This window comes from Providencia sp. PROV267 (assembly GCF_028477825.1).
GTDB lineage: Bacteria > Pseudomonadota > Gammaproteobacteria > Enterobacterales > Enterobacteriaceae > Providencia > Providencia stuartii.
In genome coordinates this window covers 52490-65702 of sequence record NZ_JAMPLX010000009.1, presented here as the reverse complement: position 1 = coordinate 65702, position 13213 = coordinate 52490, and the positions used below count along the sequence as shown (strand labels likewise).

Below are 13213 nucleotides of genomic sequence, written 5' to 3'. Positions count from 1 at the left end.
ACACTATGTTAACTGCCGAGCAAATCAGTTGTCAGCGGCAAAACAGGATGCTTTTTCAAAAGCTGGATTTCACCGTATTGCCCGGCCAAATTTTACAAGTTGAAGGGCCTAATGGTGCGGGTAAAACGACCTTATTACGTATGGTGGCTGGGCTGTTAAAACCCGATGAAGGGGATATTTTGTGGGAGCAATATTCGATTCATCAGTTAAAAGAAGATTTTACTCGTCAATTACTTTACTTAGGGCACAAGCCAGCCGTTAAATCACTACTCACTCCTTATGAGAACCTACAGTTTTATTATCAGATGCAGCATCGCCATCCTGCCGGGGATAGTTTGTGGTCGGCTCTCGAAGAAGTGTCACTCATTGGCTATGAAGATGTTCCTGTTGGTCAGTTATCAGCGGGGCAACAAAGGCGAGTGAATCTTGCAAGGTTATGGTTAAGTGAAGCTCCTTTGTGGGTGTTGGATGAGCCTTTTACTGCTATTGATGTCGCAGGCGTGAAACGTCTTACCGAACGTTTTCATCAGCATGCTGAACAAGGTGGGATCATTCTTTTTACTTCTCATCAAGCTATGTCGGGGCATTTTGGATCCTTAAAACTGACGGGCGGATATGAATAATGTTTTGGCTAGTGATTAAAAGAGAACTAAAAATAGCATTTAGAAGTTTTTCTGAATTGGTAAACCCATTATGGTTCTTCTTAATTGTTATTACGTTATTTCCATTGAGCATAGGGCCTGAGCCTCAGTTATTAGCACGTATCGCTGTTGGCATTTTTTGGGTAGCCGCGGTGCTTTCTTCTTTATTATCGCTCGAACGTCTCTTTAAAGATGACTATCTGGATGGTTCGTTAGAACAACTGTTGCTCGCACCGCATCCACTATTTTTAACGGTATTGGCTAAAGTGATTGCTCACTGGCTGGTAACTGGAGTGCCGCTAATCTTACTTTCACCGATAGCAGCTTTAATGCTCTCTTTTGACGCGAATACCCTTTCTGTACTTGCGGGTACTTTGTTGCTAGGTACACCGATCCTGAGCTTTATTGGTGCAATAGGGGCTGCTTTAACGGTATCTCTGAAAAAAGGGGGAGTACTCGTGAGTTTACTGGTGCTGCCGCTGTATATTCCTGTGCTCATTTATGCAACGGGAACAATGGAAGCGTATAGTTTTAATATGCCTTTGGGGAGTTATTTTGCGATTCTAGCTGCATTGTTAGTGGGGAGCGTGACATTTTCGCCTATCGCAATTGCCGCAGCATTAAAAATTAATATCAGTCATAATTAAACACGGTACCCAAAAACATCACTAAGGCGGTTGCACTATTTTTCAATCAGCTCCATCGTTAAAAGCAAATTAGAGTCGGGGGATAGCAATCTTCATCGTGATAAGCATAAAGCCAGAAGTGAGATTCAATGCTGGCTTTATGCTTTTTAATTATGCGGCGAGTGAAATAGTAGGTGTCTATAGATCAGTATGTAATTTATTTAATTAGGCACCAAAGTTGGGGCCAATGATATCAATCGCATCCGTACAAATTGCATCAACTCCCCAGTTTAATAGTCGCGAAGCACGGGCAGGGTCATTAACGGTATAAACTAAAATGTATAAGCCAGCCTCTTTTAAGCGTTTTACGCGTTTTTCATCCAATAATGTATGATCTAAATGGATGGAGACACAATCAAGCTGTGTTGTAAGGGTTTGCCAATCATCTCGCCATTCATCTAATAATAACCCTCTCGGTAGTTCAGGAGCGTATTGTTGAGCCGAAATTAGTGCTTCAATTGAGAAAGATGAAATCAATGGGGCTGTTTGTCCTTGCCACAGTTGACGAGCTGCAAGCGCAACAATTTGACCTGTTTTAGCTTCCAAGCCTGTCGTTGGTTTGATCTCAATATTTGCCATCATGCCATGTTGCTGACAACGTTTTGCGACCTCAGAGAGTAAAGGCAGCCGCTCTTTGGCGAATTCTGGACCATACCAGCTTCCAGCATCGATATTTGATAATTGCTCCCAATTTAATTCCCCTGCAATACCATGACCATCACTGGTGCGCTCAAGAGTATCATCATGTAATAAAAAGATTTGATCATCATGGGAAAGTTTGGCATCAAACTCGATCATGGTATGTCCATATTTTGCGCCAATATCAATGGCTGCGAGTGTATTTTCAGGAGCGAGTCTGCCACCACCACGATGGGCAACAATTTTAGGATAAGGCCAAGAGTTCATAATGTTGTCTATTTTCCTATTAAAGAAATACAACGGCTTTTTAAAGCGGTGTGACCAGTATTATAGCCGAATGTCACATTATATTACTCTTTAGCAGCTGTAAATGAAGATTAGCTCTAGAGGTAAGTTATCTATTTACAGAAAAGCGGGTGTTTATGAGAAAAGAATTTTCAAAAAAACGATATAAAAGCCTATATTTGTTTTTTTATTGGTATTTTAATTTTATTTATTACTCCAATAATGATTATCTGAAAATGTGCTTTTGGCGCCTTTACCGAAATTGTTTCGTTTTGTAGGATACTTAACTTAAATTTAAGTATCGCGGTTGGATACATTGATACATCGAACAACTTATTTATCTGGTTGCTTATTGCTGGTTATTGTCGAGGTTTAATCGTGATTTTCTACTATTAGCCATGACTCATTCGCGATGAATGGTTTTTATCAATAGTAGTTTGTGGCGCGGTATGATCCTCAAACGGAGCATGTATGTCCACTCAAAACTCAAGTAAATCCGCTAACCCACCTCCAGTCAAAATGACACCAGCTGGCAGGGCTTATGCGGAACAAGAACGCCGTACCGCGAAGCGAGATCCCTTCTTGAAAGCATGGTATAACGGGGAATTAAACTCTGGTTTGGTGTTTAACTGTCGTATCGATGGGCTTCCCGATGACACCTTTCAGGTTACCGAATTTGATCTACAAGAGGGGTTGTCAGAACTATTTACTTTAACTCTTCATGCGGTCAGCTCCCTACTTGATGTGGATTTCCATGATATATTAGGCGGGGCTTCTTCCTTGACTGTGAAGCGGGATGGGATAAAAATTCGTGAGGTACAAGGCTTATTGGCAAGCGCCGAGAATCTGAATACCGATGGAGTGAAAACATGGTATAAATTTGTTATACGCCCAGAAATGTGGGTGATGACTCTCAAGCAAGACAGCCGTATTTTCCAAGATACCACCGTACCAAAGATATTAGAAACCTTGCTGAATGAATCGCACATTAAACACGATAAATTGTTTTATCATCCCGAAGAGCACCTTGAACGCCCGTACATTACCCAAAAGCGTGAAACGATGTATGATTTTTGGTGCCGCCTCGCCGCCGAAGAAGGGATTACCTTTTGGTTTGAGGAAGGCCCGAAACTGTTTTACAGCGACCGCCATTTAGGAATGACGGCAGGGATTACCCTCACTTATAACCCGCAAGCCGATACTGATACTACCGACAGTACTGCTACTACATGGCGCTATGCCGAGCAGCTGTGCAGCGATATTCGTATTGATAAAGATTACAATCAACAGCGACCTTCTCATCCGCTCAGCCATCAAGTCGTTGGTGACGTGCACCACCAACACGAAGTGTTCGAAAGTTATGGTCGCTTCCAAGAAGACGCGGAAGGGGAAACGTTCAATCAAATTCGTTATGAACAATCGCAAAATAACCGTCAAATGGGGCACGCCAGCACCAACTGTTTTGCCTTGCACCCCGGTAAGATGTTTACTTTAACCAATCACCCCAATGAGCGTATGAATAAGCGTTGGCAGGTGGTCAGGGTATCACATCACGGCGTACAACCCCTTGCCGACAACAGTGGCGGCGAAGGAACGCAGTTGTCCAACAGTGTGTCGTTTATCCCAGAGACGCAAGAGTGGCGACCGCCGTATCGCTATAAACCGACTGCTGATGGTGATGAGTTAGCGACAGTTGTGGGGCCTCCGGGAGAGGAAATCTATACCAACAGCAAAGGGGAAGTGGTGGTCTATTTCCATTGGGATAGACGCGGCACGCCCGACCACGGCGCCTCCTGCTGGGTGCCAGTGTCACACGGCTGGAGTGGCAATGGCTATGGGTTTATGAGTATTCCTCACGTCGGGCAACAGGTTTTAGTCAGTTACCTGAATGGGGATATTGATAGGCCGATTGTCACGGGGTGCATCTACAATGGACGCAATAAACCACCGTTAAATTTACCCAACGAAAAAACGCGTACCACCTTTAAAACTTGTACTCATAAAGGCGAAGGGTTTAATGAATTGCGTTTTGAAGACAAAGCCGGATACGAAGAAATCTATTTTCACGCACAGCGTGATATGAATGTGCACATTCAAAACGATAATCACACTCATATTCAGCGGGACAGCAAACAGCGCATTGACCAACATCGCTACGCTGAGATTGCGGGTGATGACCACCTCCATGTCAAAGGCACGCAAAAAGCGTTAACCGAAGGCGATGTTTTTCAGCAAGTGCTGGGGGCTTACCATCAGCAAGTGGATGGTGCATTGGTCAGTGAAAGCGGACAAGAAACCCATCTGAGCAGCCAAGGCAAAGTGGTGATTGAAGCCGCCACCGAAATCACGCTTAAAGTCGGTGGCAGCTTTGTGCGCATCACCCCGAGCAACGTGTTTACCTCGGGCAATGTGGCGATTGGTGACAGTGGAGGCGGCTCAGGGCAAGCGGTCAATCTTCAGCTCCCTGACGGGGTGGCTCCGTTTGCACCTCCGCCATACCCCATCAAACCGTACTGTGCGATGCAAGCTCAAGCCACTGGCAGTTGGGTGATTAAACCCAACGGAGGCAATGCATGAGACCGACGCCTTGGACAACGTGGTTGAGTGAGCCTCACCGTGACCCGGTGTATTTACTGCTCAATACCTTGGCGCAGCCCAACCCGACGGATGTGCTGTTTGCCAACGATTGGATTGAACAGGCGTTTCCGCTGTATAACGGCACCCCCTTGGCCCATTTAATCGCACAAAGTCCGTGGTTGGTGAAATTGAAACCGAGCGCCGCCGTCCCACTCGGGCAGCTGCTTGACCGCAAAGGCTTCAGTGACCCCAGTTGGGGCTGGGCTTACCGCAGCCCGATGGCGTGGGACGCGCAGTTACACCATTGGCAACAACGTCAATTAGTGAAACTGGATGGCGAAATGGTGGTATTACGCTTAATGGACAGCCGCATCGCCAATATCTTGATACCCAGCATGCGCGAAGCGGATTGGTATGTGTTGATGAACCCGGTGCATGAAGTGATGCTGGATACTGACACACAACCTGTCTGCCTGATATCGCCCGCCCGTGACCGTCCGCCGCTGATACCCGAGCTGAAAGTGCACCCGTTTACCTTGGGTGAGCATTTACAAACGGCGTGGGAGAACTCTGAAACGTGCATCCAACTGATGGCAGAAAACCTCGCTTGTGAATTGTGGGAGAACCAACCTGATAACGCACTGGCGCTCGACACCCCTGTAGGGCAATTGCACGAACGCTTGGTCGGTTGGTTGCATATCTCCCCCATATTAGCCGGTAACGTCGCCACACGCACCCTCGCCCAGTTTACCGACTATGCCCAACAATTGGGCTGGATACCCTCGACAACGGAGCCGTCATGAGTCAAAAAACAGAATCTTGCATTATCTGTGACAACTACCGATTTTGGATTAACCTGCAATTGGTGGATGATAAAGGACAACCATTAATTGGCGTGGCTTATACTTTATCCGAACGTGGCACAGGGCGCACCTTAGCGGGCAGCAGTGATACGCAAGGGCTAATACACGCCGAAGGCATGACGGCACGCCCGTATACTTTAACCCTTGAGCCGCAGTCACTGGCGGATGCACTGACCACCCTATCTCCTCCGACGGCGATTCAAGGCAAAGATAAATCGTTGAAAGATTTTTGTCGCGAACAGGGCTATTCACTCAGTGAACAGCACCGCGCGGGTGAATTTAACACCGGATTGCCCGAGACCGTTCACCGTATGACGGCAGGGCAAATCAGCCGTTCAGCCCATTATCAACAGCGAGATGAAGGCTATCAACTGTGGTTCCCCTACGACCTCCACCGCGTGATAGCAATTAAACGCATTGCCGAACCGGTATTTGCCAAATCTATCTTGCGCGGCGAAGGCAATACAGATGCTGGTGATGCGGTCGAAGACTTGGCGAATTTTGGGGAGTGTGATTACAGTGCGTATACCTGTGGTATTCCGTCAGCAACTGAACAATCTGAGTCTGAAGCTAACTGGGTTTCATCCTTATTCAGTACCATTGGCAATGCACTCAATCCGATTGGGACTGCACAGGCATTTCCTTTCTTCGGTGGTTTGGGTGGGAGCATGGGAATGGGAGGAGCCTTAAGTGGTGGTGTTGCCGGTGCTGCTGTAGGGCAACAAGAGAACGATTTTGGTTGGGGTACAACACAACAGAGCTCAAGTAAGAACATTTCCAATGAGCTAGAACAAGTTTTGCGGGTATCATTTCCCGTCACCATGGACGGCAGGAAGATCTTTTTCGCTATGGTGGCTCACTATTATAAAGGCGATAGTTTAACCCAGCAGGATTTATTGGAAATTGCGGATATGGGGAACGGCACCGACACGTTTGCGAGTGGGCTTTGCCTCAACTGATAAAACCGCAGTCGCAATGGCAGCGGCATCACAGCTGATTGCTCTTCATACTGAGCCGGATAGTGATAAAGCGCAAGTTCCTGTGATTAAAGGTCAGCTGGCATCTGGAGCTGAAAGAATGGAAGTCATCAGCTTACCTGCGTATCAATCCCTTGGTCATGCACTCAGTCTGCTGGCGCCTATTGAAGTATACCGATTTGATGTGGATGGTGGTACTCAGCTGTATATGGGGGTAGCGGCGTCAGGCAATATTATTAATATCTCAGCGCGGATTGATGATATTCCAAAAGGGCCGATTATTCATGCAGGGCCTTCCCCTCTGCCACAAAAAGTCGATAAGCCTGAAGGGTTTGATATTCATGATTTCGATTATCGACCTGAGACACTGCCTGTTGCGGATGACGATATTGTCTGGCGGCATACGGGGCACGATGTTGAGCCGGTGGATTTTCGCGATTATATTCTGACGGTTGAGCGAAAGGATGTAAAACCTACGTATGTAAGCTTACGCGGTAAATCAGTTGAAGAAAAACTCAAGGCTCGTGGATATGATGATGTTATTATTAATGAGAATGGTGGATTAGACTATTCGAAAAGCAAGGCATTATATCATAATCCTGATAGATTGAAGCCAGATGGTACTCCAGTTGAGCCTATAGTAAAAATTAAGTATACAGGGAATTATCCTGATGATTTTGAAGCTGCAAATATGGCTGGATTTGGACAAAAATCCACACCTATGTTAGATGGGGAACGTTATCTTTGGCACCACCTAGATGATTATGATCCAATTACTAATGAAGGTACTATGCAGCTAGTTGTTTCGGATTCACATAATGGGATTCAGCATAAAGGTGGAGTGAGCCAATTCAAGGACACAAATAATGTTAGTGAATATCCATTTAGATTACCCAATAAATAAGGAGCCAATTATATGACAATAGAATTAGTGTTTCCTGAAAAAAGCTTATCTAATGATGAGTTAAATCAATTTGAATTGTTGTTTATAGCTAAATTGCCAGAAGCATTTAAGCGACACTATCTTACCATTAATGGTGGCTTTATTGGTGAAGATTCCAATATAAATTCTTATTTTGGAGGTTTTAACCCTATAAAGTATGGAAAGTTACCTATTGAAAAGCTTATTGAGGATATTGGTGATTTGGATGTAATACTGAATAATAAATCAGTACACTATGAGCAGGGAAGTTTTATACCCTTTGGTTATGATAATGGGGGAAATACCTTGCTTTTATCCCTTAAGAAAGATAGTTATGGCGAAGTTTACTTTCACTCTTATGATGGTTTATTCCAAAAGGAATATAGTAATTTTGAATCTTTTTTGAATGATGTATTTGGAAATGATTATTATTAAGATATATAAAAATAAACTAGTGTCGTAGAATTTTCACTTTATAAATGACTAACTCAGATATGATTCTTTTATAGATTACCAGTCTAGTAAAATATTTTATCATTTGATAAAAAAACATTTTTCGTTGACGTTTTAGAAAAAGGTCGAACAGATTTTAGTGAAACTGTATCAGGAGAAATATCTTAATGCGTAGCACCGTAAACAGCAGAAAAATCATTTTAAAAAATGATACGACGAATACTGGTGGTACGGTGCTGACTGCTTCCTCTCTCGCCAAACAAACCCAAAGAGTCGCCTGTGTGGGCGACCCAGTTTATTACCCTTTATGTAAAAAACAGGAACTATCGTTGAAGGGGATAATTTAATGAAAATTAATGGTATTCCTGTCGCGCTAAAAGGCCATAAAGTCGCTTGTGGATGTTCAGGTGGCTGTATACTTGTCGCAGTAGGTTAAATTATAGCGCGATATCAGTACTTAGGAAAAAATAAAGTCTAGGTAATGACCACCTTTACGAATATTCGCAAAGGTGGCTAAATGATATTATTCAGTTTGATTTATGCTCTAACTCATCAATATAATCCGCATACCACTGCATCATTTCCCTTCTTCCTTCCAAATACTGACCATGATTATAGGTTCCACGAATGGAATTTTTATCTTTATGCACCAATTGAGTTTCAATCCAAGTGCTGTTAAACCCTTTTTCATGCAGGATAGTACTCATAGTGTGGCGGAAACCATGCCCCGTTGCTTTACTATTATACCCCATTCGTTTTAATACCATATTGGCTTCATCACGTATAACGCGGGCATCAGCAAGAGAAATATCAGGGCAAACACCAATCGATAATTATTTCTTTTTGCTCGTAAAGCAATCAGTAACGGCAACTATTAGGTTTGCTCGGAGTACGCTTACCAGAAGCCTTATGTTCTTTGTTTTAGGCTCATATCTGTCGGGAGTGGTACGCTATAAAATGGTCTTTAAATTATATCGAACAAGCTATGCTTAAATAGCAAATATCGTATTGAGTTTGTTTAGGTGGAATAGAAGATAACTTAATCATTATGAGGAACTAAACTAACTGAGGAGACCACTGTAGAAGTGAAAGTGGTGCCCGGACTCGGAATCGAACCAAGGACACGGGGATTTTCAATCCCCTGCTCTACCGACTGAGCTATCCGGGCAACGAGGCGTATTAAACCTGATTTCACAGTTGGAGTCAAGGAACATTCGAAAAACTTTATTTCGTATGCGCTTTTTTTCAACAGGTTAGCTGATTATTGAACAGTAAGGCTAATAAAAAGACGATAAAATAAAAAACACTCGCCAGTTATATACTGAAACGAGTGCTTTTTGTACTAATATTAATCGCCTTTAGAGACGGTAATTCTTTTGAGCCTTATCGACTTTTATCAGATAATTACGCGATTCGGCAGCAGGATGCTTTGTTGATAGCGTTTGATAAACTTCGCCAGGGGCGAGCTGATTGATCTTCTGTGCAGCCACTTTTTTATCGCTGTGGAAGACTCTAAGGACGCTACCAGCACCACCGTTATAAGCGGTTATTACGGCATAACGGCGTGACACTGGGTTTTGAATATCACCTAAATAGCTATTTTGTAAAATTGCCAAATAAGCAGTTCCCGTATCAATATTTTTTTCCGGATCGAAAAGGTAACTACGGCTCGGAACCCCTGACTTACCTTGCGAACGGAAAACATCTTTACCCGCGGTATTTGGCATGATTTGCATCAAGCCTAACGCATCGGAACGACTTACCGCGTAAGGGTTAAAGCTCGATTCGATTTGCATAATGGCTAAAATAAGTGACTCATCAACCCCATATTTAGCCGATGCCTTCCTGATAAAAGGAAGGTACTTATGAGCGCGTTTATCAAGGTGGTTAGGAACCAGTTGCATGGTCACAGACCAAATGACATTCATACCTGATTGCCGGCGCTGCAACTTATTATTAACAAGGTATTCAGCGTATTTATTTGCGCGCCATTCCCAACGAATGGGTTCACCTGTGTTATCTAATACCTGCCCAAATAGAAAAGGCTCTTGGCTGTGAGGTATATCATTAATATCAGAATACAAATCGATAGAATTTGGGTCATCACCCATTAATAGGGTAGTGATGATAGCCTTTTTCAAATGTTCTGAAGGCTCTACGGCGGAGATGGTTTCTACTGTAATCGTCCCAGCATCAAAGTTGATATGACTACGGGTACGATACTCATCGGTATACTTAACATAATCTTTAGGGCCTGCAATGAGAACTTCTTTGATCCCCCAAATATTTTCGATATTGTGGGCAAATTGCCCCATAAGGATATCGAACCCATTGGTGTCTTTCACATAGTTAGGATTAAAATCAGACTCTTTATTGCTGGAGCAGGAGATAAGAAGAGGCACCAGCAGCGTTAAGGCTAACAGTTTTTTCATACATTCCACAGTATTCAAGCTCATGGTCTACCTAAGATAGGTAGACCAATCAATTATTTTTCAGGTGTGTAGCCGTCGATATGAATATCGTGTCCCTCAAATAGGAACTTAACCATTTCTTGCTCTAGCATTTTACGGTCATCAGGGTTCATGGTATTGAGCTTTTTCTCATTAATCAGCATGGTTTGTTTTGCCATCCACTGACCCCAAGCCTCTTTCGAAATCTCATTAAAAATGCGCTTTCCTAGCTCACCCGGATAGAGCTGAAAATCTTGCCCCTTAGCGTCACGTTGTAAAAAAGTACAAAAAATTGTTCTACTCATTATTTTTTCCTCAGAATATCAGGCGGCACGGCAAGCTGTTGAAGTAAGCTTTCAACCGGCGCAGCGAGGCCGATTGTTGCACCGAGATTTAAGTTATACCAAAGTCCTTTACCTTCATCCATGGCTGAAGTAAATGCCTGAATATTAACTTTAACAGGAATAATATCCAGATGAAAATGGCTGAATGTGTGGCGAAACGCAATTAATTGTTCTGGCGTATCATGTTGAATACCGGATTGAGAAAGCCACGCATTCATTTGCTCTTGGGTTTCAAATTGAGGGAAGGCAAATAGCCCTCCCCAAATACCTGAAGGTGGTCGCTGTTCAAGCCAAACGAGATCGCCTTGCTGCATAATTAGAAACCAAGCTGTCTTTTCAGGGATCTTTTGTTTCGGCTTTTTACCGGGGTAATCCTGCCATGAGTGGTTAGCATAGGCTATGCAACCTAAATGCAGGGGGCAAAGTTCGCATTTCGGTTTACTACGGGTGCATACCATAGCACCTAAATCCATCATAGCCTGATTAAAGAACTGGACGCCTTCTTTAGGGGTAACCTCAGTACTGATATCCCATAAGCGATTTTCGACCTCTTTTTTCCCTGGCCATCCTTCGATGGCATAGCAGCGAGCGAGCACGCGTTTAACATTACCATCTAATATTGGATAGTGCTGTTGTTGTGATAACGACAAAATAGCGCCTGCTGTAGAGCGACCAACACCAGGAAGGGCCACAACATCATCGAATGTAGTTGGAAACTGCCCATTGAAACGTTCTGCTATGACTTTTGCGGCCTTATGCAAATTGCGAGCGCGTGCGTAATAGCCCAGCCCCGTCCATAGATGTAATACTTCATCTAAGGGGGCATTCGCGAGGTCTTTTACATCGGGAAAACGGCGAATAAATTTTTCGAAATAGGGAATAACCGTACTGACTTGGGTTTGTTGTAGCATGACTTCCGAGAGCCAGACATGGTATGACGTTTTTTCTTTTTGCCACGGCAAAGTTTTCCGGCCATATTGGTGATACCAATTAAGCACGGCGAGCGAAAATTGTTGAGCTTCCATTGAGTATATTATTTTTATCGGTAATTCTATTAAAATCAGAGATAGTCAGGATTGCAACATAGACCGGACAAGCTGTAAACCGCTTATTGTGTGCTGGAGTGTAAAGTTATCCAATTTTCACCTGCAACCTTGGATGAGTTTTGATAAACTCCCTGCACTTTCATGTGAAGTTTGTATTATTAATCGTTTTACTAACTTGTTGAAAATAGTCGGCAAGGGTAGTCATTTTCGCTTATTTACTTGATTAGGCAATCAATTCGTAGAATTTTTATATTATGATCAATAACGTCATCTCCCCAGAATATAATGAAGAAGGGCGGGTTATGCGCCGCGTTCGCAGCTTTGTCCGTCGTCAAGGACGTTTGACGCAACGCCAAGAAGATGCGCTACAAAGTGAATGGGCAACGATGGGGATCGATTTTGTTGCACAGCCTTTAGATTTTGCCGCAATTTTTAATAACCAAAATCCTGTTGTACTTGAGATAGGGTTTGGTATGGGGGCCTCTTTAGTCACAATGGCCTCACAAAATCCTGAAAAAAACTTTCTAGGGATTGAAGTCCATGCGCCTGGTGTTGGAGCATGCCTTGCTTCCGCAAAAGAAGAAAATGTGACAAATTTACGTGTCATGTGTCATGACGCAATTGAAGTGTTGGACCGTATGATCCCCGATGAAAGTTTATCTATGGTTCAGCTATTTTTCCCAGATCCATGGCATAAGGCAAAACATAACAAGCGCCGTATTGTGCAAGGGCCTTTTGCCGATAAAATTCGCGCTAAACTAGTGAAGGGCGGTGTTTTTCATATGGCGACGGATTGGGAGCCATATGCGGAACATATGTTGGAAGTGATGAGCCATGCAGATGGGTATAAAAACTTATCTGCATCAGGGGATTATGTACCTCGGCCTGAAACACGACCTGAAACAAAATTTGAAAAACGCGGCCAGCGGTTGGGGCACGGTGTATGGGATTTAATGTTTGAGAGGACAAAATAATGGCTAAGCAACAACGCAGTCGTCGTTTACGTAAAAAACTACGTATTGATGAATTCCAAGAGTTAGGGTTCATTGTAAAATGGAGCTTTGAAGAAGGTACGCCTATCGAAGAAGTCGATCGTACCGTTGATGCATTGATTGCTGAAGCAATTGAACCTAATGGCTTAGCGTTTGAAGCAAGTGGTTATATGAGCTGGGAAGGTATTGTTTGCCTGCAAAAAATCGGTAAATGTACTGAAGAACACCGTACCATTGTCGAAAACTGGCTAAAATCAAAAGGCATGAAAGATATCGTTGTTTCAGAGCTATTTGATGTTTGGTGGGAATAATTTCTTAAGTCGGTAATCGATTTATTG

General features: G+C 43.5%; 13 protein-coding genes, 1 tRNA gene and 2 pseudogenes. 10 read left to right on the top strand and 6 right to left on the bottom strand.

Annotated features, from left to right (window positions below; all coding sequences use genetic code 11):
• Positions 1 to 5 precede the first annotated feature (5 nt).
• Positions 6 to 623, top strand: a complete 618-nt coding sequence (gene ccmA, locus PR709_RS07285; RefSeq protein WP_014656733.1) for a cytochrome c biogenesis heme-transporting ATPase CcmA — start codon at positions 6 to 8, stop codon at positions 621 to 623.
• Positions 623 to 1288 carry a heme exporter protein CcmB gene (ccmB, locus tag PR709_RS07280; protein WP_004927397.1) on the top strand — a complete coding sequence of 222 codons (666 nt, stop codon included), beginning with the start codon at positions 623 to 625 and terminating at the stop codon, positions 1286 to 1288. Before ccmA ends, ccmB begins: the two co-directional genes overlap by 1 nt.
• A gap of 204 nt (positions 1289 to 1492) precedes the next feature.
• On the opposite strand, the gene ugpQ is transcribed toward ccmB, so the two are convergent.
• Positions 1493 to 2233, bottom strand: a complete 741-nt coding sequence (ugpQ, locus tag PR709_RS07275) for a glycerophosphodiester phosphodiesterase (protein WP_004927402.1) — start codon at positions 2231 to 2233, stop codon at positions 1493 to 1495.
• A gap of 489 nt (positions 2234 to 2722) precedes the next feature.
• Between ugpQ and PR709_RS07270 the strand changes: the two genes are divergently transcribed.
• The 6 genes and pseudogenes from PR709_RS07270 (at position 2723) to PR709_RS07245 (ending at position 8479) form a co-directional block, all read left to right on the top strand.
• On the top strand, positions 2723 to 4828 hold the full coding sequence (locus PR709_RS07270) for a type VI secretion system Vgr family protein (RefSeq protein WP_272570841.1): 2106 nt from the start codon (positions 2723 to 2725) through the stop codon (positions 4826 to 4828).
• A complete protein-coding gene (locus tag PR709_RS07265) occupies positions 4825 to 5631 on the top strand; it encodes a DUF4123 domain-containing protein (protein ID WP_004927410.1) in 807 nt (268 codons plus the stop codon). Before PR709_RS07270 ends, PR709_RS07265 begins: the two co-directional genes overlap by 4 nt.
• On the top strand, positions 5628 to 6650 hold the full coding sequence (locus PR709_RS07260) for a hypothetical protein (protein ID WP_004927413.1): 1023 nt from the start codon (positions 5628 to 5630) through the stop codon (positions 6648 to 6650). Before PR709_RS07265 ends, PR709_RS07260 begins: the two co-directional genes overlap by 4 nt.
• Complete coding sequence (locus PR709_RS07255) at positions 6595 to 7572, top strand: HNH endonuclease signature motif containing protein (protein WP_230084788.1); 978 nt, start codon at positions 6595 to 6597, stop codon at positions 7570 to 7572. The genes PR709_RS07260 and PR709_RS07255 overlap by 56 nt, the downstream gene beginning before the upstream one ends.
• A gap of 12 nt (positions 7573 to 7584) precedes the next feature.
• Positions 7585 to 8025 (top strand): SMI1/KNR4 family protein, encoded by a 441-nt coding sequence (locus tag PR709_RS07250; protein ID WP_004927418.1) that lies wholly within the window; start codon positions 7585 to 7587, stop codon positions 8023 to 8025.
• A 185-nt stretch (positions 8026 to 8210) separates the two neighbouring features.
• A pseudogene (locus tag PR709_RS07245) lies at positions 8211 to 8479 on the top strand (PAAR domain-containing protein).
• Between the two features lie 91 nt (positions 8480 to 8570).
• Here the strand turns inward: PR709_RS07245 and PR709_RS07240 are convergent.
• The 5 genes and pseudogenes from PR709_RS07240 to mutY all read right to left on the bottom strand — a co-directional run.
• A pseudogene (locus PR709_RS07240) lies at positions 8571 to 8813 on the bottom strand (tyrosine-type recombinase/integrase); the annotation flags it as partial.
• Between the two features lie 322 nt (positions 8814 to 9135).
• A tRNA-Phe gene (locus PR709_RS07235) sits at positions 9136 to 9211 on the bottom strand.
• Between the two features lie 190 nt (positions 9212 to 9401).
• Positions 9402 to 10475, bottom strand: coding sequence for a membrane-bound lytic murein transglycosylase MltC (mltC, locus tag PR709_RS07230; protein WP_004923287.1), 1074 nt, complete (start codon positions 10473 to 10475; stop codon positions 9402 to 9404).
• A gap of 53 nt (positions 10476 to 10528) precedes the next feature.
• Positions 10529 to 10798: an oxidative damage protection protein gene (locus PR709_RS07225; protein ID WP_272570840.1), complete on the bottom strand. Its 270-nt coding sequence runs from the start codon at positions 10796 to 10798 to the stop codon at positions 10529 to 10531.
• The gene (gene mutY, locus PR709_RS07220) at positions 10798 to 11862 is read right to left on the bottom strand and encodes an A/G-specific adenine glycosylase (RefSeq protein ID WP_004923281.1); all 1065 of its coding nucleotides are present in this window, start codon (positions 11860 to 11862) and stop codon (positions 10798 to 10800) included. The genes PR709_RS07225 and mutY overlap by 1 nt, the downstream gene beginning before the upstream one ends.
• 275 nt (positions 11863 to 12137) lie before the next feature.
• Between mutY and trmB the strand changes: the two genes are divergently transcribed.
• Both trmB and PR709_RS07210 read left to right on the top strand, forming a co-directional pair.
• Positions 12138 to 12857 carry a tRNA (guanosine(46)-N7)-methyltransferase TrmB gene (trmB, locus tag PR709_RS07215; protein WP_004923278.1) on the top strand — a complete coding sequence of 240 codons (720 nt, stop codon included), beginning with the start codon at positions 12138 to 12140 and terminating at the stop codon, positions 12855 to 12857.
• On the top strand, positions 12857 to 13186 hold the full coding sequence (locus tag PR709_RS07210) for a YggL family protein (RefSeq protein WP_004923275.1): 330 nt from the start codon (positions 12857 to 12859) through the stop codon (positions 13184 to 13186). Before trmB ends, PR709_RS07210 begins: the two co-directional genes overlap by 1 nt.
• Positions 13187 to 13213: the final 27 nt, after the last annotated feature.

What these genes read in the sequence shown, in the direction of transcription:
- ccmA (WP_014656733.1), top strand. Translation starts at nt 6, where the DNA reads ATGTTAACTGCCGAGCAAATCAGTTGTCAGCGGCAAAACAGGATGCTT.
- ccmB (WP_004927397.1), top strand. Translation starts at nt 623, where the DNA reads ATGTTTTGGCTAGTGATTAAAAGAGAACTAAAAATAGCATTTAGAAGT.
- ugpQ (WP_004927402.1), bottom strand. Translation starts at nt 2,233, where the DNA reads ATGAACTCTTGGCCTTATCCTAAAATTGTTGCCCATCGTGGTGGTGGC.
- PR709_RS07270 (WP_272570841.1), top strand. Translation starts at nt 2,723, where the DNA reads ATGTCCACTCAAAACTCAAGTAAATCCGCTAACCCACCTCCAGTCAAA.
- PR709_RS07265 (WP_004927410.1), top strand. Translation starts at nt 4,825, where the DNA reads ATGAGACCGACGCCTTGGACAACGTGGTTGAGTGAGCCTCACCGTGAC.
- PR709_RS07260 (WP_004927413.1), top strand. Translation starts at nt 5,628, where the DNA reads ATGAGTCAAAAAACAGAATCTTGCATTATCTGTGACAACTACCGATTT.
- PR709_RS07250 (WP_004927418.1), top strand. Translation starts at nt 7,585, where the DNA reads ATGACAATAGAATTAGTGTTTCCTGAAAAAAGCTTATCTAATGATGAG.
- mltC (WP_004923287.1), bottom strand. Translation starts at nt 10,475, where the DNA reads ATGAAAAAACTGTTAGCCTTAACGCTGCTGGTGCCTCTTCTTATCTCC.
- PR709_RS07225 (WP_272570840.1), bottom strand. Translation starts at nt 10,798, where the DNA reads ATGAGTAGAACAATTTTTTGTACTTTTTTACAACGTGACGCTAAGGGG.
- mutY (WP_004923281.1), bottom strand. Translation starts at nt 11,862, where the DNA reads ATGGAAGCTCAACAATTTTCGCTCGCCGTGCTTAATTGGTATCACCAA.
- trmB (WP_004923278.1), top strand. Translation starts at nt 12,138, where the DNA reads ATGATCAATAACGTCATCTCCCCAGAATATAATGAAGAAGGGCGGGTT.
- PR709_RS07210 (WP_004923275.1), top strand. Translation starts at nt 12,857, where the DNA reads ATGGCTAAGCAACAACGCAGTCGTCGTTTACGTAAAAAACTACGTATT.